The following is a 22,196-nucleotide window of genomic DNA, read 5'->3' on the forward strand; positions in this document are numbered from 1 at the left end:
TCCTCAAAGTTGGTGGTAAACGCCTGGTTGGGTGGGTGTAGTACCCCATTTTTGGAGAGAGTAGCGGCCCTGTTTCACCGATTGTTTTTGGTAGGGGCTACTTGTCCCTGAGGCGAGGTGGATTTAACGGGGCGGAAGGGCCGCTTCTAACTGTGGTTTCAACCGGTCGAAGCAACACACTGAATTCTGTTTAATAGACGAGTGAGTTTTCGGCACCGCACATTACCCGAGGAGAAACATCGATGCCGAGAATCACGTAACCGCTACTCAAGCAGCTGATCTATCAACACCGCATTGGTGTAGATCAAACTGCCGTCACTCGCCCGGTGTCCAACCAGATGGAACTGTCCGCGTTCGTGGTGCAAATAGACACGCATCTGACAGTCGGACAAGGGGGCGTATCCCTCGGGCATGATCAGATCCATCGAGTCCATATCGACATCGACCATGGCTTCCGGCTCGTGGGTCTTCTGCAAGTGCTCTTCGGCCTGCTCCAGACGGAGGTGCAGAGGGCCGTCGACGTAGAAATGAACTTCCCCCATCGGGGTGGACTTTTGGGCGCCGCTGGTTTTGCACCAACCTTCGATCGTCAGGGCACTCATGACGAAACCTCCCATGTGGATTGCTGGAATCTGTAGCTATCGTTCCTGCTCGATGCCATCACTTATGTTGGATGACTGCACAAGGGCAGGGTTCGATTTTTGGCGCCGCTTCTGGTCGACCCTGCTGTCCGTCATCAGAAATTCAGTATAGCCGGTCGCCGGGCCTCGCTTGCCAACCTCACGTACAACCCGATGGGCTCTATACTTCTTACTGACTTTGCCGCCCCGATGGGTGGTATTTGTCTGCCCTGCTTGGACGTCAGTGGCGATGCTTTTGCATAACCAATGAACAACAGGAATAGGATGAAGAGGAAATGGCAATAGCAATTGTCCTGATACTAATCGTTATTGCATCAGTGCTATTCCACATACTGGCGCCTTGGCACGCGACACCGGCAGCTTCCAACTGGGGTTCCATAGACACCACCCTGTTCATCACCCTGATCATTAGCGGAATATTTTTCATTGCCATCACGGTATTCATGGCTGTAGCGGTGATGCGGTATCGTCACAAGGAGGGCGCCAGGGCGGCCTACCAGCCAGAAAATAAAAAGCTGGAACTGTGGTTAATTATCATTACGTCGGTAGGTATTGCCGGGATGCTGGCGCCAGGCCTTGTTGTCTACAACGACTTCATCCGGGTACCGAAAGAGGCTTACGAACTTGAAGTGGTCGCCCAACAGTGGCAGTGGGCCTTTCGTTTTCCCGGCCAGGACGCAAAGCTGGGCAAATCGGATATCAGGTTTATTGATGCCGCCAATCCCTTCGGCCTTGATCCCAAGGATCCTGCAGGGCAAGACGATGTGCTTGTAATGAATAATGAAGTTCGCCTTCCGCTCGACCGGCCGGTGAAAGTCTTGTTGCGCGCTAAAGATGTCCTGCACGATTTCTATGTACCGCAAATTCGCAGCAAGATGGATATGGTGCCAGGAATGGTGTCGTACTTTTGGTTTACGCCAACTAAAACCGGAAAATACGAAGTCCTTTGCGCTGAGTTTTGTGGTGTAGGTCATTACAACATGCGCGGCCATATGATCGTGGAAGAGCAGGGCGTCTTCGATCAATGGCTCAACGGCCAGCCGACTTTTGCGCAGACATTGACGACAACTGCCAAACCCGGTCGCGACAGCGTGCTGGAAAAAGGCCGCCAGTTGGTCGAACAGCTCGGCTGCAAGGCCTGCCATAGCCAGGATGGCAGTGCCAGTCTCGGCCCGGGATGGAAAGGGCTGTACGGCCGCACTGAACAGTTTGCCGATGGCACCAGTGCGGTGGTCGACGAGGCCTACCTGAAAGAGTCGATTCTCGATCCGAAGGCCCGGCTGGTACAGGGCTACCCGCCGGTGATGGTGGCCTATACTCTCAAAGACGATGAAATGGGCGCTGTCATCGCCCTGATCAAATCACTGGGCGCAGCGGGGCAAGACGATGAACCTTCGACCGGCGAAGCGTCGAGCCCGGGTGAAGACCTGGTGGCGCAGGGGCAGCGATTGGCCGGGTCGCTCGGCTGTCTGGCCTGCCACAGTGTCGATGGCAACAAGGGCGTCGGCCCCAGCTGGCAGGGCCTGTATGGCAAGACGCAAACCCTTGCCGACGATACGAGCGTAAAGGTCGACGAGGGCTATATCAAAGAATCGGTTCTGCATCCCAATGCCAAAATCGTCAAGGGCTATGCAGCCGTCATGCCGGCCCTGGCTCCGAGTGACGAGGAGCTCAATGCACTGATCGCTTTTATCAAATCCAAAGCGAATGCTGACGCTGATGCGAGCAAGGCGGAGCCAGGGAAGTAGCCGTAAAACAGCCAGGAATGCACTGAAACTTCGGCAGGAGGATGACGTGATGGCCTATGCGGAGCAAGCCGAGACAGAAGCACTGCACGAGCCCAAGAGTTTCCTGACCAGATATATCTGGAGTCAGGACCACAAGGTCATAGCCATTCAATATTCCTTGACGGCCATCTTCGTGGGTCTTATCGCTCTGGTGTTGTCCAGCTTGATGCGCATGCAGATAGGTTTCCCCGGCAGTTTGGCGTTCATGGACGCCAGTACTTACTATCAGGCGATGACCATGCACGGCATGATCATGGTCATTTACTTGCTCACAGCCTTGTTTCTGGGTGGTTTCGGCAACTATCTGATCCCGCTGATGGTGGGCGCCCGCGACATGGTCTTCCCCTATGTCAACATGCTCAGCTACTGGTTCTACCTGGTGGCGGTACTGGTGTTGCTCAGCAGTTTTTTTGTCCCTGGCGGCCCCACAGGTTCGGGCTGGACGCTCTATCCGCCACAGTCCATTACCCAGGGGACACCGGGGGTCGAGTGGGGCATTGTCCTGATGCTCGTCTCACTGGCGATTTTTATCGTCGCCGCCACCATGGGCGGGTTGAACTACGTCACCACGGTGTTGCAGGCGCGCACGCACGGCATGACCTTGTTTCGCATGCCGCTCTCGGTATGGGGCATCTTCATGGCCTCGATCATGGCCTTGCTGGCCTTCCCGGCGTTGTTCGTCAGTGCGGTCATGATGCTGTTCGACAAGCTGTTGGGCACCAGCTTCTTCATGCCGGCGATGATCTCGCTGGGGCAGCAGCTCGATCACCAGGGTGGCAGCCCGATATTGTTCCAGCACCTGTTCTGGTTCTTCGGCCACCCGGAGGTCTACATCGTCGCTCTCCCTGCGTTTGGTCTGGTCTCCGACTTGATCAGTACCCATGCGCGTAAAAATATCTTCGGCTACCGAATGATGGTGTGGGCCATTATTGCGATTGGCGTACTCAGTTTTGTGGTCTGGGCGCACCACATGTATGTCAGCGGAATGAACCCGTACTTTGGCTTTTTCTTCGCAGTCACCACCTTGATCATCGCGGTGCCGACGGCGCTGAAAGTCTATAACTGGGTACTGACCCTGTGGCGCGGCGACATCCACCTGACTGTGCCGATGCTGTTTGCCCTAGCCTTTATCGTCACCTTCCTGGTCGGCGGTCTGACCGGGTTGTTTCTCGGCAATGTGATCGTGGACATCCCGCTCTCGGACACCTATTTCGTCGTGGCCCATTTTCATATGGTCATGGGGGTAGCCCCGGTACTGGTGGTGTTCGGCGGCATTTATCACTGGTACCCGAAAGTCACCGGGCGCCTGTTGAACGACACCCTGGGCAAGTTGCATTTCTGGATAACCTTTCTGGGCACCTACGCCATTTTCTTCCCCATGCACTACTTGGGTTTCCAGGGCATGCCACGTCGTTACTACGCCTATGAAAACTACGCGTTCATCCCGCAGTCCGCGCAAGACTTGAATGCCTTCATTACGGTGATCGCATTGACTGTCGGCGTTTCCCAGTTGCTGTTCCTGTTCAACCTGGCCTGGAGTGCATTCAAGGGCAAGCCCGCAGGCAGTAATCCCTGGGGGGCGGCCAGCCTGGAATGGCAAACGCCGGACACCCCGCCGAAACACGGTAACTGGGGAGAGAAGTTGCCGGTCGTGCATCGCTGGGCCTATGACTACAGTGTGCCGGGGATAGAGCAGGATTTCGTGCCGCAAACGGTCTCCGCTGAGGAGCTGGAGCAGATGCGGCAACTCAGTGCCGGAACCAAGGCGGACATCAAGACATGAACAGGCTGCTATTGAGAAACGCCGACGGCGCTGATCCCGGCGGTAGCTGGAGTCGCGACCCTGAGGGTATTCCGGCCGCCGAGGATGCCGATAGAAGGCAAACCGCAAGGGTAGGCCTGCGCTTGTTTCTGGTGGTGGTGAGTTCGTTATTCTTCCTCTTCCTGATCGCCTTTATTGCCCGTTCTCAAATGGCCGACTGGCTACCCCTGACAGAGCCTTTGGCGCCGTTAGGCAATCTCCGGCCGCTCTGGCTGAATTCGGCTTTTCTGGTATTGAGTTGCATCGCACTGCAATGGTCGCGTATGGCCGCCCGAAAGGCTCGGCTGGGCGCAACGGTCATTGGTTTTGCATTGGGGGGTGTGTTTGCCATTGCCTTTCTGGCGGGGCAACTCTGGGTCTGGCAGCAGTTTGTCGCCTGGGGCTACTTTGTCGCCAGCAATCCGGCCAACAGTTTCTTCTACCTGTTGACCGGCCTGCATGGGCTCCACCTGCTGGGCGGGCTGATCGCCTGGTGCTGGATCGTCGCCAGATTTCTGCGTCATGTGCCACTGGCGCAACTTGGCGCCAGCGTAGAGCTCTGTGCCATCTATTGGCATTACTTGCTGGGCCTTTGGTTCGTGCTATTCGCGCTGCTGGCCAGCACGCCGCAAACCTATGAAGCCATCGCCAGATTCTGCGGCCTGAGGTGAACAGTCATGGCATTGCACCCACAAGCCCAAGTCGAATCCAGTTCATCCAATCCACCAGGTTCGCCGCCTGCACCGGGATGGCAGGGCATCGCCAGCGATTGGTCCTCGGATAAAGAGGCCTTCAAGCAGGTGCCCTGGGGCAAGGCGATGATGTGGATATTCCTGCTCAGCGACACGTTTATATTCACCTGTTTTCTGACCGGATACATGTCGGTACGCATGACCATCACCAGCGCCTGGCCGAACCCCAGTGAAGTATTCGCATTGACGATCGGCGGCAAGGAAATCCCGCTTATTCTGATCGCCATCATGACCTTTGTGCTGATCAGTAGCAGCGGCACCATGGCCATGGCCGTCAATTTCGCCTATCGCCGTAATCGCGCGAAAACCGCGACCCTGATGCTGGCGACCGCTGCCTTGGGTGTGACTTTCGTCGGCATGCAGGCATTTGAATGGAGCAAGCTCATCGCAGAAGGGGTGCGTCCCTGGGGGAACCCCATGGGAGCGGCGCAATTTGGCGCCAGTTTTTTCATGATTACCGGTTTTCACGGACTGCATGTATCAATCGGCGCCCTCTACCTCAGCATTGTGGCGCTGAAGGTATGGCGCGGAGATTATGAGCGCTCCGGCAACTATCAGAACGTCGAGATAGCCGGGCTTTACTGGCACTTCGTGGATTTGGTGTGGGTATTTATTTTTGCATTCTTCTATTTATGGTAGAGGAGCACGGGTGATGGCACATGCTCAGGGTCAGCAACATCCAATCAGTTTGTACCTTAAAATCTGGGGGCTGTTATTCGTCCTCAGCACGCTGTCGTACCTTGTCGACTATTTCCACTTCCATGGCTACCTTCGGTGGTCCCTGATCATCACTTTCATGTTGTTGAAGGCAGGTTTGATTGTCTCCATCTTCATGCATATGGCATGGGAGCGCCTGGCATTGGTCTACGCCATACTGGTGCCACCGTTGTGTTTACTGGTGCTTATCGGGCTGATGGCCTCCGAGGCAGACTATATTTTCCTCAGCAGGGGCATTTTCTTTGGCCAGTAGGCTAGCAGCTTTCGGATGGCCTTGAGTCCCCAGGCGCTAACCCGATATCACTCGCTTGAACTGATGCCATTTGTGCTGCCAGGCCACTGTCCAGTGGGGGGCTGCCGTTCCTGTGCCGGCGATCTTCAGTTTCGGATGCTGTTTGATGACCTGGTCCAGTACCGATTCCTGATTCGGTTCAACATCCACGAAGAAGATATGTTTGCCTTCTTTTACTGCCTGTTTGAAATTGCGGAAGTGAGTGTTCGGCACCTGGAACCCAAAAAAACCGCCTTCCCAGATGCAGAAGCCCAATACAACAATGGCAAGGAAGATAAAGGGCATCCAGCCTGCGGCGGATTCGGTCCAGCCCATCCAATAGGCGCCACCCAGGACCAACGCTGCGAGTGGCACGCCGATCACCGCACCAATCTCACCAGAGTGAACAGCATCCTGTTCCATCAGCGAGCTGATCTCGTGGAGGTGATGTTCTTCTACATCAGCAACTTTTTCACTGAGCACATGAATCTGTTCGGAATTGATGCCGCTGGCTTCCAATTCATATTCAACGTTTTCAAGATCGTTGAGATTGTCACTGATGTAATAGTGTCGGTTCATGCCACACCTCCCATCTCGGGTTTGCTGCAGACCTCCTCTGTCCGGCAGCACTTGGCAGCTGTACTGTGGGGAACGTTGCACGCCCGGTGCAATCTGAAAAAAGTATAGCACTCACCATTCTGCGGACCGGTCACTGGCTGATCTGCACAATGACCGGACCTTCCGTCACGATCGGCGGGTTCGCGCGGATATTCGATGCATTTTTCTGAATCCAGTCACGCGCGACTTTCAGGCTCGCATCGCTGCCGGCCTTGTCCGTGCAAACAGTCACCGCTGTACCACCATCACCCGTATTCAACAGTGTGTAGCTGACGAGGCCAGGCACTGTCCGCAGGGTCGCTTCGACGTCGGCATTGCGCTCTTCCAACAACTCGAAAAGCTGCTTTGCTCCAGTACCCAGGTAGGTTCTTATAACCGCATACATAGTCGTCTCCCTTGGGAGTGTCGCCTTGATGCCAATCCAGATCCGTTGATGGCCGCCATTACTCAAGGCTTCAGTTCGCCCTGATTTATTAAGCTTAGCCAAACGCCGGTGACAATCGTAATGCAACGACCACCGGCCATTTTTGGCCGATAACTGCCTGTCGTGAGGGGCTGAAACCGACCCATTGCAGCCAGTCGGCATAACAGTTTTCAACCAATCGCCGGAACAATGTGGCTGCTTCACCCAACCCCTTCTCGTATCATCAGCGCCTTTGCATCTGGAACGAACTGTGTGAAATCGCCAACTGGAAAAGCCCCGGCTGCCCCTGATGGGACGAAGTGGGACGTAGGCGAGGCTGTCAATCAGCTCTCGTGGGACGACTTGCGCATCATCAAGACGCTCAGTGATTGCGGCAATCGTTCGGCTACGGCCAAGAAGCTTGGCATCAATGTATCCACCGTTTCGCGCCGAGTTGCTCAAGTTGAGCGAACGCTCGGCATCGCGCTGTTCGATCACCGCAAATCAGGGTATCTGCTCACCGCCGAGGGTGCTGAATTGCGAGCACTCGCCGAGCGAGTGGAGCTGGATATCGTCAGCGTCACGCGGCGTGTTTCACGTTCAGGCCAAGGCCCCCTCGGGAAACTTCGAATTACCACCAGCGACTCGCTGCTGCTGTACTTCTTCACCCCCATCATCGCGGACTTCAAGGCCCTGAACGAGGGGATCTCCATCGAGGTGCTGGTGGGCAATGAAACCCTTAGCCTCGCCCGGGATGAATCGGATATCGCGATTCGAGCGACGAGAAAACCTGCAGAAAGCCTGGTGGGCCGTAAACTGGCGAACATTGCCTGGGCACCTTACTGCTGCGCCAAGCAGATGACTGCCTTGCCCCTTTTCGAAGAGGGCCAGGCATGGGTGTCATACTCCGCAGCGCTCTGCGGTTTGAAGGCGACAAGCTATGTCGAAAGCAGAGTCGCTGCTGAGCGCATAGCGTACCGCACCGATTCTGTTGCAGCAGCAAGCGCTGCAATCGCGGCGGGTCTGGGATTTGGATTCCTTCCCTGCATGTTGGGCGACATAACCCCAGGGTTGGTACGCGCCGGCCCGGTGGTGCCAGAGCTTCAGGATGAGTTGTGGCTGCTGACTCACCAGGACATTCGAAAATCGTGGCGAGTCAAAGCATTCATGACCTTCTGCGCCGCTGCCGTGGCCAGTCAAAAGCCCTTGGTCGAGGGGCAATTGATACTCCCGGTCACCTAGATCGAAACCGGGAGTGCAGCTCAGATGTCTCGGGCGCCAATCACGGCCTTGCACACGATCTCAATCAGCTGCGGACGCTGGGCAAGTCTCGACACCCCAATGATATTGCTCGCGCACTGAGGCCGCTCAGTGCCATAGGCCGCCTTGCGCACTTTGCCGACCACCGCGAACGCAGCGTCCATGTCCAGCACATAAAGCGTTTCCTCGACAACATCTTGCATAGTTGCGCCATACAAGGTGAGCAGCTTCGAAATGTTGTCGTAAGAGACCCGCATCTGCTCTCCCATCGAAGAGAAATCACTGGGCTTACCATCGGCGTTCAGCGGCGCCGGGGCTACCAGATTACCTGCCTCATCATGGTTGAATTGACCTGATACGTAGATCTCGTTTCCTACCCGCCGTGCCTGCGGATAGCCATACGCCTCCTCCCAGGAAACGCCCCAGTAGGCGGTCTGCTTGTTGAACGGTTGTGAAGCTGCCATTGCATTCTCCTGCACATGAGGGACCGGAATGATCCGAATGGGTGGGCGAATGCTAGCAGCGCGATCGCGTATTTTATGGCTTATAAATGAGCCGACAGGAGCGCAAAAATGCGCCACCGACAGGCGCCTTGTTTCGTTATCTTTTGCTCGTCCTCAAGCAATGACGCTGAGGAGTGCACTCGTGGCTACGGTAATGCCTGCAAGGTGCGGGACCCGAGACTTGTGCGATTGAACATCATCGAGCTGAAAGGAAACAAAAATGAGCAATCCTAAAACTGAAGTCCTGACTCCGCTTAATAGCCAACTGATCTTCATCGATCAGCAGCCACAGATGGCCTTCGGCGTTCAGAGCATTGACCGGCAAACGCTGAAAAACAATACCGTTGCCTTGGCCAAGGCAGCGAAGATTTTTAATGTCCCCACTACCTTCACCACGGTTGAGACAGAAAGCTTCTCAGGTCACACCTACCCCGAGCTACTCGCTGTGTTCCCGGACGCCCCGCTGCTGGAGCGCACCTCCATGAATTCCTGGGATGATCAGAAGGTACGCGACGCACTCAAGAGAAATGGTCGCAACAAGATCATCGTCTCCGGCTTGTGGACCGAGGTATGCAATGCCACCTTCGCCCTGTCGGCAATGAACGATGCCGGCTATGAAATCTATATGGTTGCAGATGCCTCCGGCGGCACCACCAAAGAAGCCCACGATTACGCCATGCAGCGCATGATCCAGGCCGGCGTGGTACCGGTGACCTGGCAGCAGGTGCTGCTGGAATGGCAACGGGACTGGAAGAACCGCGACACCTACGACGCCGTAATGGAACTGGTAAAGGAACATTCTGGTGCATATGGCATGGGCGTCGACTACGCCTACACCATGGTGCACAAGGCGCCTGAGCGCGTTCAGCATGGCCCCACCCTGGCGCCTGTCGCTGCATCTGTCTGAGCCATCGCCAGCCCCTGCCCTGGGGGCTGTTCACAGACTTGCGAAGGGTGCGCAGTCGACTGAACCGAGTCAACGAGCCTGGCCTGGCCCCCCTGGGGATTTCCAGTGCCCAGCGCTGTTCGAGTCAGGCGCTCGCATCCTGTTACCTGGATTAACGGATGTGTATGAACAAGGACAAATCTACCGTGCTGGCGACTCGCACACTGGCTTCGACAGGGCAGCTCAAATCCTGGCAGATAAGAACTGCCAAACAACTGATGCTGGACAGGCTGGATACCGGCATTTCAGTGACTGAACTAGCCGAAGCTTGCGCATTGTCGCGCAGTCACTTCTCACGCAGGTTCAAGGAAAGCACCCGGATGTCCCCGCAGCGATGGCTGCGTGAACAGCGGGTCATGAAGAGCAGAGAGTTATTGAAGGCTTCCACGATGTTGCTCACAGAGATCGCGCAGGAATGCGGCTTCAGCGATCAATCTCACTTCTGCCGTACATTCGTGAAGGCTGAAGGCATGACACCGAAGGCTTGGCAGCAACAAGCAATCTGCCCGATTCCGGTCGTTGCTTGAGACGGTAAGGCATCATCAACGCGCGGGCGAGCCCAAGCGGACTGAGGTGTAACCCCCTTGAAAATCAATTTGTTACAGCTATCGACGATTTTTTATAAATCTTGCGCGCTAAATTATTGAGCGGCAACTTATTGCGCATTGTTATAACGCAAACATTTAAATCGCTAACAGAATCCCTCGAAGACATTCAAAAGTGAGGAAAGCCATGAAAGTTCTCTACACCGCAGTCGCAACCGCAACCGGCGGTCGTGATGGCCGAGCCATCTCCAGCGACAAGAACCTCGACGTGAAACTGGCCACTCCGAAGGAATTGGGCGGTGCCGGTGGTGATGCCACCAACCCTGAGCAACTGTTCGCCGCTGGTTACTCGGCCTGCTTCATCGGTGCACTGAAGTTCGTCGCCAGCCAGAGCAAACGCAGCATTCCAGCCGACGCCTCGATCACTGCGCGGGTCGGCATTGGCCAGATCCCAGGCGGCTTTGGCCTGGATATCGACCTGAACATCAACCTGCCAGGCCTGGAGCACGCCGATGCACAAGCGTTGGTGGAGGCGGCCCACCAAGTGTGCCCGTACTCCAACGCAACCCGTGGCAACGTCGATGTCCGTCTGCACGTCACCGTCTAACTTCCCGCCTCACGAGAAACAGGAGATATGAAATGAACGTTTTGACCAAAACACTCGTCGGCTCGCTCCTTGCCTTGTCGATCGGTAACGCATTCGCTGACTCTGGCGTCGAACACAACACCCAGGCATTCCTCGATGCATTGAACTCAGGCAGTGGTAAACCCATCGAGCAGCTTTCGCCGAAGGACGCCCGTGCGGTACTGACCGGCGCTCAGGCCGGGGTAAAACTGACACTGCCCAAGGCGGATGTCAGCGAGAAGACCATCACCGTCGACGGCCAGGACATCAGCTTGACCATCGTGCGTCCGGCGGGTGTGAAGGGGACCTTGCCTGTGTTCATGTACTTCCACGGCGGTGGCTGGGTGCTCGGCGACTTCCCGACCCATGAGCGCCTGGTGCGCGATCTGGTCGTCGGGTCCGGGGCGGCGGCGGTGTTCGTCAATTACACCCCGTCCCCTGAAGCGCACTACCCGACGGCGATCAACCAGGCCTACGGGGCAACCAAATGGGTGGCCGAGCACGGCAAGGAAATCAATGTCGACGGTAAGCGCCTGGCGGTAGCGGGCAACAGCGTCGGCGGCAACATGGCAGCCGTGGTCAGCCTGATGGCCAAGGATAAAGGTACCCCGGCCATTAAGTACCAGGTGCTGCTGTGGCCAGTGACCGACGCCAACTTCGAGACAGCGTCGTACAACCAGTACGCCGAGGGGCACTTCCTCACCAAGAACATGATGAAGTGGTTCTGGGACAACTACACCACCGACCCCAAGCAACGTGCCGAGATCTACGCCTCGCCGCTGCGCGCTACCACTGAGCAGTTGAAAGGCCTGCCGCCAGCGCTGGTCCAGACCGCGAGTGCCGATGTGCTGCGTGACGAAGGGGAAGCCTACGCTCGCAAACTGGACCAAGCCGGCGTGCCGGTCACTGCGGTGCGCTACAACGGCATGATCCATGACTACGGCTTGCTGAACGTGGTCAGCCAGGTTCCGGCGGTACGCTCTGCAATGCTGCAGGCTTCCGAAGAGCTGAAAGTTCATTTGAAGTGACCCCCACTCAAGACCGGAGATGTATGCCATGAACTGGTAATCACCGCCGGAAACGAAAAGCCCGCTAAACAGCGGGCTTTTTCGTTTCCGGTGTAGCGTTAGCAGCCCTCCGCCAAGGGCACCTATGGGTAGGATAGCGACCACCAGCCATTGTGACTGACCCACCCTTGTCCTCCCTCAACCTGGAGGACGAGGCATGAACACTATTGCTAGATACAGCCATCAGCCTTGGAACAAGGGAAAGCTTGTCGGGCAGAAAGCCCCGCTTCGAGTCAGAGATATCTGGGCCATCCGGGTCAGACTTCAGCTTGCTGAGAAGACGCGTGATTTGGCGCTCTTCAACTTGGCCATCGATAGCAAGCTGCGTGCCTGTGACTTAACCAAGTTGCGAGTCCGAGACATCGCCCATGGGGAGCATGTGTCGTCATGAGCCATCGTGATGCAGCAGAAAACTCAGCACCCAGTGCAATTTGAAATCACTGAGCAAACCCGAACGGTTCTGGAGGCTTGGATGCATCGGGCCCATCTCCGCAGTGAGGACTTCTTGTTCCTGAGCCGCTTGCACGCCTCAGACCATCTTTCCACCAGGCAATACGCTCGAATAGTCAAAGCGTGGGTGACAGCCATTGGTCTTGATCCAACCATGTACGGTACCCACACGCTACGGAGAACCAAGGCATCGTTAATCTATCGCAGGACGAAGAACCTGAGAGCTGTCCAACTCCTGCTTGGTCATACGAAGCTTGAAAGCACTGTCAGATACCTGGGAATCGAGGTCGATGATGCCCTGGAAATGGCAGAACAAACGGAGGTCTGATCATCCATAGTGACGGTCGATGCTAGACCGTCGCTATCCGACCCAAAGGGGACATTTCGCCGAGAATCAAACGCTATTTTTACTCTACGAATTGGCCCATTTATTGGCGAACCTGTAGAGAGGTAAGAACGAGTCCGATAGCTCCTTACCCAGTGGTGTTAGTCCATAACCGCCATCGTTTGACTCGATGAAGCCCGCCTCTCGGAGCTCATTGACTCTGCTTTGCAAAACGGTGGGCGAGATATCGCCACACGCGCTTCTCAATGCACGGGAACTCAGTGAACCGTGCTGAAGCTCCCAGATAATCCGCAAGGCCCATTTTTGTCCGAGCACATCCAGGAGCGCCATGATCGGACGACGCCCGTCTAGCATTCGTGAATCCAAGTTTTGCTCATCACTCATAATTATGGCCCTTGTGTGCTACTTATTGTGTAGCGAATACTAGTGCTACATATTTGATAGCGGAGGGTACACCGTGGCTCGAATTCAAGCACTCAGCAAACCCTACACAGAAGAACTCCAGGCAACGTTCGACAAAATAATGGGGGAGGGTGTCCCACCACTGTTGTTGTTCACGACCATCGCCAGCAGCGAGAGGGCGTGGCGCAAGTTCAGGGGCGGTTCATTGCTGGATGGAAACCTGCTGACGCTTCGTCAACGGGAACTGATCATCAACAGGGTCTGCGCGCGTACTGGATGCGAATATGAGTGGGGTGTGCACGTTATGGCTTTCGCTGAGAGCGCCGGACTGACCAGAGACGATATCGGCCACACGCTGGACCATCCACTCCGGGCGGAATACTGGAAGGAAGAAGAAGCGGTGCTGCTGGCTACGATCGATGCCCTGCACGATCGCGCTACATTGACCGAAGTGGAATTTCAGGCCGCCCGAAAGTACCTCGATGACAATCAGATTCTTGAAGTGCTCATGCTGGCGGGCTTCTATCGAACGGTATCGTATATTGCCAATAGTCTGGCTCTTCCGCTTGAGCCAAACGCGGCGAGGTTCAGCGAGTTTCGTCATGAAACCGCGCAATCATCTTAGGCTCACTGTCCGCTTCTGGCTGTGGATTCAACCGGTCGATCGCCTCCAAGGCGCCGCGTACGTTGTCGGCGACCTCAGCTGACCCACGCTGCTCAACCCAGTTGAATAGTTCCAGGATGGCGGCTTCGAGGGCGAGTTGGTTTTCGTTGATTTTGAGAAGCAGGGAGGGGAGCAGGTCAAAATTAGGCATCGCGGATCCTCGGTTATGAGGTGAGCGTAGCACCAGGCAGAAAAAGCAAAGCCCCGAAGGTTCGCGGCTCCGGGGCTTCTATTTTCGCCCCCATCCCTTAATGTTTGGCGAACGTGGCGCGAAGATTACCAGTGATGTACTAGCGCATCACTACTGCGATAGGTGGATTGTGTTCCGTTGGCACGACGCCGGAGAGAGGGTGGAAGCTGTCTAAAACCACTGCGATCTATTTTGGTTTTGCTGGGCCGATCCGAAGCGTTCATCGCATCGTATTTGACCAAACGCTTAGCAGGGCTAAAGTCCAGTTGTTTGTGAGCACGACGCAATAAAGGTCGGACCTGTTAGACGTTAACCAGCAACGGCTGTCGTCACGCAGGTTCATCAGTGGCGGGGGGGTAGAAAAAGAGTATTCCTCATGATCAAACACCTTCAAATAATGGCATTGGTTTCTATCTTCGCGATCGTTGCGGGGTGCCAAACGGATCAATCGACTTCCGCCTCTGGTGCGAAGGCTGCGAACGCTCAGATGGATCAGGAGGCAAAAGCGGCGTTAAAGAGTTTATATATCAGTACGCCGGAAGCGCGTGTCTTAGCGCAGAAAGCCAAGGGTATCCTCGTTTTCCCGGATGTGCTGAAAGCGGGTCTCATCGTCGGTGCACAGCATGGCGAAGGCGAATTGATTGAGAACGGCAAAGTCACGGGATACTACTCGACCACTGCAGCCTCATACGGTCTTCAGGCGGGCGCGCAGAAGTTTGGTTACGTGATGTTCTTCATGACCTATTCAGCGATGAACGATCTGAAAAATGTTAATGGCTTTGAGGTCGGCGTGGGCCCAAGCATTGTGGTCGTAGATTCAGGCATGGCTAAGTCGCTGACTACTTCAACGGCTCAGTCTGATGTTTATGCGTTCATCTTTGATCAAAAGGGCTTAATGGCCGGGCTGGGACTGCAGGGTTCAAAAATTACTAAGCTCGATCGTTGAACCCGTCGGTCGGTCGCTTCAGCTGGAGGCTCGAGCGACAGCTAGCGAGCCTCCTCGTTGCCATCAGGAATGCGGAGTTGGTCAAACCACAGCCAACGAAAAATTACAGGTAGAAAGAGGTGTGGTTTCGACCCATTGCGGACGGTGGGCAACACCAACACTTTCAGTGTCGTCAACGCCACTACAAGTCCCGAGCCCAGGTCTGGCTGACGAGGTCTTTTCCGAAGCTGTGTACCTGTTCTTCTTCGACCAGTTGAAAACCTGCTTTCTGGTATAGCTTTCGGGCATCGGAAAGCACGCTGGTTGTCCAGAGGATCATGCTCTTGTAGCCCACATGGCGTGCAAATCGGAGACTCTCTTCCAGCAACCGATTGCCGATTCCCATGCCTCTGGCACTCGCATCCACATACAGCATCCGTAGCTTGGCGGTCGTCTCATCATGTCTGACGACAAAGACCGAACCGATGACCATGCCATCTTTTTCCGCGATCCAGCACCGTTCGCAAGACTGATCGAACTCACGAAGGTATTTGGCGACGATTTCCGCCACCAGCGCTTCGAACTCCGTATTCCAACCGTATTCGCGGGCATAGAGTTGAGCTTGCTGCTGAACGACAATGCCCATGTCACCCGCTCGTGGATCGCGCAGAAGGTAGGAGGGATCCCTGTCGCCCAATTGCGTCTGTATCCGTCTCATGGCTTGGATCAATTGCTCTTGCTGTGGCTCAGGCAAGCCTTGCAGCATCACCACGACTTCTTCACGAGCGGCTTGCTCCAGCGAGGCCAGCACGGTACGACCTGGATCGGTGAGCTGGATTTGAGATGCTCGGGCATCGGTTGCCGAGCGAGTCCTGCTGATCAATCCTTTTTTCTCGAATCCGCCGATGACGCGGCTGAGGTAGCCAGCATCTAGGCCGAGCATATGGCAGAGGTCTGAACTCTTCAGGCCAGCACTGGCGCCCAATTCATAAAGGATGCGTGCCTCGGTCAAGGAAAACTCGGCTTGCAGCAGGTGCTCTTGCAGGGCGCCGATCTGCCGGGTGTAGAAACGGTTAAAGCGGCGGACTGTGTCAGCGCGCTCCATGATGGTTGCGGTCATGAAAACCCCATATAGTTGCTTCAGGCAATTATATTATTGACTTAGGCAACCATGTCAATCCTGCGATGGTCAGGTGCAACGGCAGTTTACGGTTAAGACGTATTGGGTCTGACCGTCTGCTTCTGGCCGATTGCTGCCTGCTACAAGGCGCAGCTATCGGCCCAAGATCCAAAACGCGATCAGCACAACGACTTCTGGTAATAGAACCGGGTATGCCCCGGTGGATAATCTGCCAGGCGTCCGAATTCGGAGTAACCAAGTTTTCGATAAAACCCGGGTGCCTGAAAGCTGAAAGTCTCCAGCCAGATACCAATACAGTGCTTTTTCTGCGCGACTTCTTCAGCCATGCGCATTAGCCGTTCTCCGATACCCTGGCCACGCATCGACTCGGGAACGCTGACAAGATCGATGAGCAGCCATCGATAAGAGACCTTGCCGTACAGTCCGCCAATGACTTCGTTACTGTCAGGGTCCCGTAGCAACAGAGCAAATGTTTCATGTGCGTCGTCTCCACCGTTGACCTGGTTATGGGCCAGCAACGGGGTCAAAATTCCCAGCCGCTCTGCTTCAGTAGCATTTTCAGAAAGTTGGATTTCTACAGACATGGTGCTCTCCCTGAGCGGTGAGTAACTGGGTCAACAAGGTATCCCATTCCTGTCACCCCATGGCGGACAGTCCGGACACTAGAGTCCGGTGTTGGATTGATGAGCCGCCCAATGTTTCATCTCTTCTGCAATGAAGTGGTTCACCAGGTCACTGTACATCCTCTCGATTGCATCCGGGCTCAGGCCCTCAGCCTCGGCCCACTCGCGTCTTGTCGCCAACATGGCCTTGAATCGCTCCGGAGCACGCACCGAAGTCACTGAGGTCTTGTACTTCGAGGCAGCCAGTACGTAGTGAAAACGCTTGCCCAACAGTTTGATAACAACCTGATCAAGGGCATCGATTTCACGTCGAATATCCTCCATTCCTGCACACTCTTCGGGCTGCAACTGATTGATGACGTCCATGTAGGTGACTCCGTTTGCTGAAAAATCGTGGGCCTTCGCAAGAAGTATCGGCGTTGGCTAAGGCGGATCGGCGAACTCTTTAGACTGCGTTAATCGATAGGGCGGTGGGCGAGGGTGACTGTGTTTGAGTGACCGCTGATAGTTGCCTGTCACGAATTTTTTCATCGAGACAATCAGGACTCGCTGAATTTTCGGCCAGAAAACCGGATTAATCTCTTACTCAAGAGTCCTGCAAACAAGTGTCGGCTGAAGCATTGCCAGTTGCTCACGAATTGCATGTTCATCGGCAGGAACAAGACAGTACGCGAGCCCGATTCGACTGATCAGCGCGATGATGTTCTCAAGCGACGCGACAGACCTGTTGTGGCGTTCGACATAACGACGATAGGGCTCTTCCAGCAAATCACGCCACATCGGTGCGATGTTTTCGAGGATGTAGGTGAACACCTCCAGGGTTGAGTTCTTCGTCAGATAGCTATGGTGGAAGCCGCCGTTATGACGATCCAGGTAGCGTACGGAGAAACACACGCACTCTGTGAGATAAGCCTCGAAGTCATCTTCGAACTCATTCAGGGAGCGTTGCATTTCCTCAAAAAAGGCAGCGTTCTCTGCACTGACGACAGCCTGAATCAGCTCCTTCTTGGAACCAAAATACCGGTACAGGGTGCGTCGCGAGATGTTGGCACCGCGGGCCACGTCATCGATCGAGAAACCTTCGGCGCCCTCGGCAATCATCGCATCGAGGGCGGCACGCAGGATCAGCGACCGGCCATCACTGGCGTTTTCCATCCTGCTGGCATCACCCCAGCGTAATTGTCGACTCATTTGCACCTTCACACGCTCGGGGGGGGCGGGGCGGGCATTCGTGCCCGGCCCTTGGGAAAAGCAATTGAGCCCGATTTTCACATGGCATGGCACAAAAAGCCATTTCGTGCCAATCTCTGGCACAGATAATAAAAAGTGTGACATAGAGTCGGCCATTTAACAGGAGGCATAGCCATGACCAGAAGTCAGCAGGACTCGAACCGGGACGACGAGTTTGATGTGGTGATTGTCGGTTCGGGCGCCGGCGCCTTGACTGCAGCACTGCGAGCGCACGACAACGGCTTGTCGGTACTCGCGATTGAAAAGAGCGATGTCTATGGCGGTACCACGGCGGTATCCGGGGGAGGGATCTGGATTCCGTGTAACGACCAGATTGCCGCACTGGGGGGCAGCGATTCATACGACGAAGCGATCAGCTATCTGCGCGAGGTGGTTGGCGAAGATTTTGATCAGCAGCGCATCGACGCCTATCTCGACAATGGTCCGAAAATGGTTGAGTACCTGGCACGTCAGGCGCGCACGAATTTTCGCGCGGTGCCGCGCTACCCCGACTACTACCCGGACCGCAAAGGTGGCAAGCCCGGCTACCGCACCATGGAGCCGGCCCCGTTCGACGGGGCGCGCCTGGGTGAACACTTCGAGCTGTTGCGGGCGGCTTCGCCGGCGACCCTGATTGGCGGACGTATCGCCATGACCCAGGTCGAGGCCCACACCATCCTTGCCAAGGAGCGCGGCTGGTTGCTGCTGACCGCAGGGCTGGCGCTGCGCTACCTGAGTGATTTTCGCTGGCGTCGCCGCAGCCGGCGAGATCGCCGCCTGACCCTAGGTAACGCCTTGGTAGCGAGCCTGCGCGCAGCCTTGGCCGAGCGAGGCATTCCCTTGTGGTTGCAAACCTCCATGCAGTCATTGCAACTGGATGAAGGCCGGGTAGTCGGCATCGAAGTGCTGCGCGAGGGGCGCACTCAACGCCTGCGGGCGCGGCACGGCGTGGTGCTTGCCTGCGGCGGTTTCGAGTCGAACCAGGCGATGCGCGAACTGTATCTGCCCCGGCCCACACAGGCCCAATGGACGGCGGCGCCGCCGATCAACCATGGCGACGGCATTCGCGCCGGGCTGGAGGCCGGCGGTGCGGTGGCGCTGATGGAACACACCTGGGGCGCTCCGACAGTGAAGGTGCCTGGGGAGTCGAGCCAGCGCGCCCTGTTCGTTGAGCGTGCGGCGCCCCGTTGCGTGATGGTCAATCGACTGGGCCAGCGCTTCGTCAATGAAGCCGCGCCCTACACGGACATCATCTATGCAATGTATGCCGACCATCAACGCACCCAGGCCAATGCACCGGCCTGGCTGATCTTCGATGCCGAGTACCGCAAGCGCTATCCCTGCGGTGTGTTGCTGCCGGGCAGTGTGCAGCCGGACAGCAAGATCCCCGCCGGCTGGCTCGACAACGTGATCTACCGCGCCGAAACACCGGTCGAGCTGGCAACCAAGATCGGCGTCGACGTCGCCGGGCTCGAAGCCACCCTCGAGCAGATGAACCAATACGCCGCCGCTGGCGTTGATCCGCAGTTCGGCAAGGGTGGCAACCTGTTCGACCGCTACTACGGTGACACCACCTGCAAACCCAACCCCTGCCTTGGCCCGATCGATCGCGCGCCGTTCTATGCCTTGCGCATCGATCCGGGCGAGCTGGGTACCAAAGGCGGACTGCGCACCGACGCCTGCGCGCGTGTGCTGCGCCCGGACGGCTCGGCCATTGCCGGCTGCTATGCGGTGGGCAACACCTCGGCTGCGCTGATGGGCAAGACCTATCCCGGCCCCGGTTCGACCATTGGCCCGGCGATGACCTTCGCCTTCATCGCCGCCGATCACATCGCCGCCGAATCGGCGTCAGCCACCAACAGGACTCAACAATGAACCATGTGATGAAACAGGTACGACTCCACGGCCCTCGAGACCTGCGGGTGGACGAAGTCCCTTTACCATCCCCGGGTGAGACAGATGTGCTGGTCGAAGTCGCCGCGTGCGGTGTTTGCGGGAGTGACCTGGGCTTCTATGAGAGCGGGGGCATTCGCCGCGATGGGGCACCGATGCCATTGGGGCATGAGTTCTCCGGGGTCATCCGCGAGGTGGGCACGGCGGTCGTCCACTACCGGCCCGGCATGCGGGTCGTGGTCAATCCCATGGCCAACGGCGCGATGATCGGCGTGGGCAGCGATGAGGGGGCGCTGGCGAACCTGGTCCGGGTGCGCAACGTAAACAGTGGCCCGATTCTGCATCAACTGCCCGCGAACCTTCCCCTGGAGGTGGCCGCCCTCGTCGAACCGCTGGCGGTGGCCTTGCACGCGGTCAATCGCTCACGGGTGACGGCCGGTGAGTCCGTGCTGGTCCTTGGCGCCGGGGCCATTGGCCTGGGAATCGTCGCGTGCCTGAAGGCCCGGGGCATCAGCCAGATCGCTGTGGCTGACCTGTCTGCCGGGCGCCTGGAGATTGCTGCCGGGCTGGGGGCGAACCTGACGCTCGATCCGACACGAGACGACCTGTGGAGCGAACTCGCACGGGCCCATGGCAGCGTGCCGACTTTCCTGGGGACGCAAGCGCCCGCGACCCAGGTGATCTTCGAGTGTTCAGGGGTGAGTGGCGTGCTGCACGAGGCCATCGCCAGGGCCCGGGATGCCGCCCGCATCACCGTGGCAAGTGTCTACAAGCAACCGCAGGCTTTTGACTTCTCGATCCTGCAGGTCAAGGAACTCGAACTGATCGGCACCCTGTGTTATCCGACGGAGTTCGCGCAGGCACTGGAACTGCTGGCATCCGGCGCATTCGATCCGGAGTCCATGATCAGCCACCGTTTCTCGCTCGATGACGTCGCGCAGGCTTATAAAACGGCGGCTGACCCACAGCGGTCGGCCAAAGTCATCATCAAGCCCTGAACCGTCGCACGGCCGGCAATGCCGGCCGTGCTGTTTATCAGAGGTGCCGGGCCGGGCCTGCGGGTGCAGTGGCCGCCGCATAGATCTCGGAAATAGAGGGATTGCGTCGAAGCGTCTGTCCGCCGCTGACATGAATGACCTGACCGGTCACGAAGCTGGACTCGTTGCTGGCCAGCCAGAGTGCCGCATCGGCCACGTCGGCGGTAACACCACTGCGCCCGAGGGGGATTTCGCGGTGATAGAGGGCAGCGATAGACGGGCTCAGCAGCCCGCCCCCTGACATCGGCGCATCGGCAACACCACCGGGGGCAATGGAGTTGGCCCGGATCCCGTGCTGACCGAATTCGTGAGCGATGCAACGGATGACGTGGTCGATGCCGGCCTTGGTGCCCATGTACGCGGCGTGGTTGTCGAACATGATGCTGGCTGTGACCGACGAGATCTGGATGATTGATCCCCCCGTCGGCATATGACGCAGCAGCGCCTGAAAGTACTGGAACGGGCCGGTGAATTGCACCGCGTTCATTTTCTCCAGGTCTTCGCGGCTGTGTTCCAGGAACGGCTTCAAGAGCCCCCAGCCCGTGGCATTGACGCCGATGTCCAGGCCGTTCAGGCACTGCTTGCTCTGCGCCACCAGATCGTCGACCTCGGCCTGCGAGGTGATATCGCACGCCAGCCAAGGCACCCCAAGTGACTGTGCAACCGCCGCCACTGCATCAGCGCGGCGCCCTGAAACCAGCACGCGCGCCCCTTGTTCGACATAACGTCGAGCCACGGCTTCGCCGACGTTGCCAGGTGCCACACCCAGCACCAATGCCGCTTTACCTTCAAGTCGTTTCGACATGCTGCCCCTCACGCCCCCACATCGATAATGTGCACCACATCCGAGCCATCCCAGTGCCTGGAGGCCGCAATCCCCTGCTGGATCAACTCGCGCATCCCAACCCCATGGATGATTTCGTAAAGCACTCCAGGCTCCGAATGGTTTTCCAGATAGGCCACGCGGGTCGTCGGGTTGCTGGCTTCAAAAACCATCTGCAAACCGGTCGCGGTCAATCGCGCCAGCGTCTGGTCGAAATCATCGACGACCCAGGCGACATGGTGCATCCCCCGGATTGGCTGACCTTCAGCATCGCGATAGGGCGACTTCGCATCGTTGGTCACCTGGATCAGCTCGATCTGGATATCCCCTTGATACGCAAGCCCGACATCGATCGTGACAGTGACCGGCTCACCTCGATACTTGCCTTGGAGGCTGACGTTGCGAAAGAGCGTCCAGGGCCCGACACCGAGATGCTGTCGCCAGCGTTCCATGCTTTGTTCCAGGCTCTCGACCAGATAACCGATCTGACTGATCGGACCAAGCAATGCACTGCTCATGACGCCTCCTTGGGAGTG

The 22,196-nt window shown here is 56.9% G+C and carries 26 protein-coding genes and 1 pseudogene; 15 read left to right on the forward strand and 12 right to left on the reverse strand.

Features of this window, described 5'->3' with window-relative positions; all coding sequences use genetic code 11:
* Window positions 1-263: 263 nt before the first annotated feature.
* A complete protein-coding gene (locus tag AC1RDQ_RS21970; protein WP_057716632.1) occupies window positions 264-602 on the reverse strand; it encodes a hypothetical protein in 339 nt (112 codons plus the stop codon).
* Window positions 603-916: 314 nt separating this feature from the next.
* Between AC1RDQ_RS21970 and AC1RDQ_RS21975 the strand changes: the two genes are divergently transcribed.
* Genes AC1RDQ_RS21975 through AC1RDQ_RS21995 form a run of 5 tightly spaced genes read left to right on the forward strand, consistent with a single transcriptional unit; the run spans window position 917 to window position 5,951 of the window.
* Entirely contained in the window at window positions 917-2,389 is a 1,473-nt protein-coding gene (locus tag AC1RDQ_RS21975; RefSeq protein ID WP_057715336.1) for a cytochrome c oxidase subunit II, read from the forward strand.
* A 49-nt stretch (window positions 2,390-2,438) separates the two neighbouring features.
* Window positions 2,439-4,211 carry a cytochrome c oxidase subunit I gene (gene ctaD / locus AC1RDQ_RS21980; RefSeq protein WP_492588162.1) on the forward strand — a complete coding sequence of 591 codons (1,773 nt, stop codon included), beginning with the start codon at window positions 2,439-2,441 and terminating at the stop codon, window positions 4,209-4,211.
* Window positions 4,208-4,900, forward strand: a complete 693-nt coding sequence (locus tag AC1RDQ_RS21985; RefSeq protein ID WP_223503598.1) for a cytochrome c oxidase subunit 3 — start codon at window positions 4,208-4,210, stop codon at window positions 4,898-4,900. The genes ctaD and AC1RDQ_RS21985 overlap by 4 nt, the downstream gene beginning before the upstream one ends.
* Window positions 4,901-4,906: 6 nt before the next feature.
* Window positions 4,907-5,620, forward strand: a complete 714-nt coding sequence (locus AC1RDQ_RS21990; RefSeq protein ID WP_218498406.1) for a heme-copper oxidase subunit III family protein — start codon at window positions 4,907-4,909, stop codon at window positions 5,618-5,620.
* Window positions 5,621-5,633: 13 nt separating this feature from the next.
* Window positions 5,634-5,951, forward strand: coding sequence for a cytochrome C oxidase subunit IV family protein (locus AC1RDQ_RS21995; protein WP_057715332.1), 318 nt, complete (start codon window positions 5,634-5,636; stop codon window positions 5,949-5,951).
* Between the two features lie 36 nt (window positions 5,952-5,987).
* On the opposite strand, the gene AC1RDQ_RS22000 is transcribed toward AC1RDQ_RS21995, so the two are convergent.
* Window positions 5,988-6,548: a hypothetical protein gene (locus AC1RDQ_RS22000; RefSeq protein ID WP_057715331.1), complete on the reverse strand. Its 561-nt coding sequence runs from the start codon at window positions 6,546-6,548 to the stop codon at window positions 5,988-5,990.
* A 130-nt stretch (window positions 6,549-6,678) separates the two neighbouring features.
* Window positions 6,679-6,972: a hypothetical protein gene (locus tag AC1RDQ_RS22005; protein ID WP_057715330.1), complete on the reverse strand. Its 294-nt coding sequence runs from the start codon at window positions 6,970-6,972 to the stop codon at window positions 6,679-6,681.
* A gap of 291 nt (window positions 6,973-7,263) precedes the next feature.
* Here AC1RDQ_RS22005 and AC1RDQ_RS22010 point away from each other — a divergent pair, with 291 nt between their 5' ends.
* Entirely contained in the window at window positions 7,264-8,232 is a 969-nt protein-coding gene (locus AC1RDQ_RS22010; RefSeq protein ID WP_492588105.1) for a LysR family transcriptional regulator, read from the forward strand.
* 20 nt (window positions 8,233-8,252) lie between these two features.
* Here AC1RDQ_RS22010 and AC1RDQ_RS22015 read toward each other — a convergent pair whose 3' ends face one another.
* Window positions 8,253-8,714, reverse strand: a complete 462-nt coding sequence (locus AC1RDQ_RS22015) for a RidA family protein (RefSeq protein ID WP_057715328.1) — start codon at window positions 8,712-8,714, stop codon at window positions 8,253-8,255.
* Between the two features lie 259 nt (window positions 8,715-8,973).
* Here AC1RDQ_RS22015 and AC1RDQ_RS22020 point away from each other — a divergent pair, with 259 nt between their 5' ends.
* The 5 genes and pseudogenes from AC1RDQ_RS22020 to AC1RDQ_RS22040 all read left to right on the forward strand — a co-directional run bounded on the left by AC1RDQ_RS22020 (window position 8,974) and on the right by AC1RDQ_RS22040 (window position 12,714).
* Complete coding sequence (locus tag AC1RDQ_RS22020) at window positions 8,974-9,660, forward strand: hydrolase (RefSeq protein ID WP_008020170.1); 687 nt, start codon at window positions 8,974-8,976, stop codon at window positions 9,658-9,660.
* Between the two features lie 164 nt (window positions 9,661-9,824).
* Window positions 9,825-10,226, forward strand: a complete 402-nt coding sequence (locus AC1RDQ_RS22025) for a helix-turn-helix domain-containing protein (RefSeq protein WP_492588106.1) — start codon at window positions 9,825-9,827, stop codon at window positions 10,224-10,226.
* Between the two features lie 205 nt (window positions 10,227-10,431).
* Window positions 10,432-10,851 (forward strand): organic hydroperoxide resistance protein, encoded by a 420-nt coding sequence (locus tag AC1RDQ_RS22030; RefSeq protein WP_057715327.1) that lies wholly within the window; start codon window positions 10,432-10,434, stop codon window positions 10,849-10,851.
* A 32-nt stretch (window positions 10,852-10,883) separates the two neighbouring features.
* Entirely contained in the window at window positions 10,884-11,897 is a 1,014-nt protein-coding gene (locus tag AC1RDQ_RS22035; protein WP_340315743.1) for an alpha/beta hydrolase, read from the forward strand.
* Between the two features lie 196 nt (window positions 11,898-12,093).
* A pseudogene (locus tag AC1RDQ_RS22040) lies at window positions 12,094-12,714 on the forward strand (tyrosine-type recombinase/integrase).
* Between the two features lie 84 nt (window positions 12,715-12,798).
* Here AC1RDQ_RS22040 and AC1RDQ_RS22045 read toward each other — a convergent pair.
* Window positions 12,799-13,116 carry a winged helix-turn-helix transcriptional regulator gene (locus AC1RDQ_RS22045; protein WP_057715325.1) on the reverse strand — a complete coding sequence of 106 codons (318 nt, stop codon included), beginning with the start codon at window positions 13,114-13,116 and terminating at the stop codon, window positions 12,799-12,801.
* Window positions 13,117-13,189: 73 nt separating this feature from the next.
* Between AC1RDQ_RS22045 and AC1RDQ_RS22050 the strand changes: the two genes are divergently transcribed.
* A complete protein-coding gene (locus AC1RDQ_RS22050; RefSeq protein ID WP_492588107.1) occupies window positions 13,190-13,759 on the forward strand; it encodes a carboxymuconolactone decarboxylase family protein in 570 nt (189 codons plus the stop codon).
* On the opposite strand, the gene AC1RDQ_RS22055 is transcribed toward AC1RDQ_RS22050, so the two are convergent.
* On the reverse strand, window positions 13,722-13,949 hold the full coding sequence (locus AC1RDQ_RS22055; RefSeq protein ID WP_492588108.1) for a hypothetical protein: 228 nt from the start codon (window positions 13,947-13,949) through the stop codon (window positions 13,722-13,724). The two genes, AC1RDQ_RS22050 and AC1RDQ_RS22055, sit on opposite strands and share 38 nt — an antisense overlap.
* 415 nt (window positions 13,950-14,364) lie before the next feature.
* On the opposite strand from AC1RDQ_RS22055, the gene AC1RDQ_RS22060 reads away from it, so the two are divergent.
* A complete protein-coding gene (locus tag AC1RDQ_RS22060; protein WP_057715323.1) occupies window positions 14,365-14,934 on the forward strand; it encodes a lipid-binding SYLF domain-containing protein in 570 nt (189 codons plus the stop codon).
* A 181-nt stretch (window positions 14,935-15,115) separates the two neighbouring features.
* Here AC1RDQ_RS22060 and AC1RDQ_RS22065 read toward each other — a convergent pair whose 3' ends face one another.
* From AC1RDQ_RS22065 to AC1RDQ_RS22080, 4 genes are all read right to left on the reverse strand, one after another.
* Window positions 15,116-16,033: a bifunctional helix-turn-helix transcriptional regulator/GNAT family N-acetyltransferase gene (locus tag AC1RDQ_RS22065; protein ID WP_057715322.1), complete on the reverse strand. Its 918-nt coding sequence runs from the start codon at window positions 16,031-16,033 to the stop codon at window positions 15,116-15,118.
* A 179-nt stretch (window positions 16,034-16,212) separates the two neighbouring features.
* Entirely contained in the window at window positions 16,213-16,638 is a 426-nt protein-coding gene (locus AC1RDQ_RS22070) for a GNAT family N-acetyltransferase (protein ID WP_057715321.1), read from the reverse strand.
* Window positions 16,639-16,716: 78 nt separating this feature from the next.
* Window positions 16,717-17,043: an isochorismate lyase gene (locus tag AC1RDQ_RS22075; protein ID WP_090454865.1), complete on the reverse strand. Its 327-nt coding sequence runs from the start codon at window positions 17,041-17,043 to the stop codon at window positions 16,717-16,719.
* Window positions 17,044-17,259: 216 nt separating this feature from the next.
* Window positions 17,260-18,012, reverse strand: coding sequence for a TetR/AcrR family transcriptional regulator (locus AC1RDQ_RS22080; protein ID WP_492588109.1), 753 nt, complete (start codon window positions 18,010-18,012; stop codon window positions 17,260-17,262).
* 30 nt (window positions 18,013-18,042) lie between these two features.
* Here AC1RDQ_RS22080 and AC1RDQ_RS22085 point away from each other — a divergent pair, with 30 nt between their 5' ends.
* Both AC1RDQ_RS22085 and AC1RDQ_RS22090 read left to right on the forward strand, forming a co-directional pair.
* Window positions 18,043-19,782 carry an FAD-binding protein gene (locus AC1RDQ_RS22085; RefSeq protein WP_492588110.1) on the forward strand — a complete coding sequence of 580 codons (1,740 nt, stop codon included), beginning with the start codon at window positions 18,043-18,045 and terminating at the stop codon, window positions 19,780-19,782.
* Window positions 19,779-20,798 carry a zinc-dependent alcohol dehydrogenase gene (locus tag AC1RDQ_RS22090; RefSeq protein WP_057715317.1) on the forward strand — a complete coding sequence of 340 codons (1,020 nt, stop codon included), beginning with the start codon at window positions 19,779-19,781 and terminating at the stop codon, window positions 20,796-20,798. Before AC1RDQ_RS22085 ends, AC1RDQ_RS22090 begins: the two co-directional genes overlap by 4 nt.
* A 37-nt stretch (window positions 20,799-20,835) precedes the next feature.
* On the opposite strand, the gene AC1RDQ_RS22095 is transcribed toward AC1RDQ_RS22090, so the two are convergent.
* Entirely contained in the window at window positions 20,836-21,642 is an 807-nt protein-coding gene (locus tag AC1RDQ_RS22095) for an SDR family oxidoreductase (RefSeq protein ID WP_492588112.1), read from the reverse strand.
* An 8-nt stretch (window positions 21,643-21,650) separates the two neighbouring features.
* On the reverse strand, window positions 21,651-22,178 hold the full coding sequence (locus tag AC1RDQ_RS22100; protein ID WP_492588113.1) for a VOC family protein: 528 nt from the start codon (window positions 22,176-22,178) through the stop codon (window positions 21,651-21,653).
* Window positions 22,179-22,196 lie beyond the last annotated feature (18 nt).

It is taken from the genome of Pseudomonas sp. GW823-FHT02E01, from assembly GCF_058797535.1.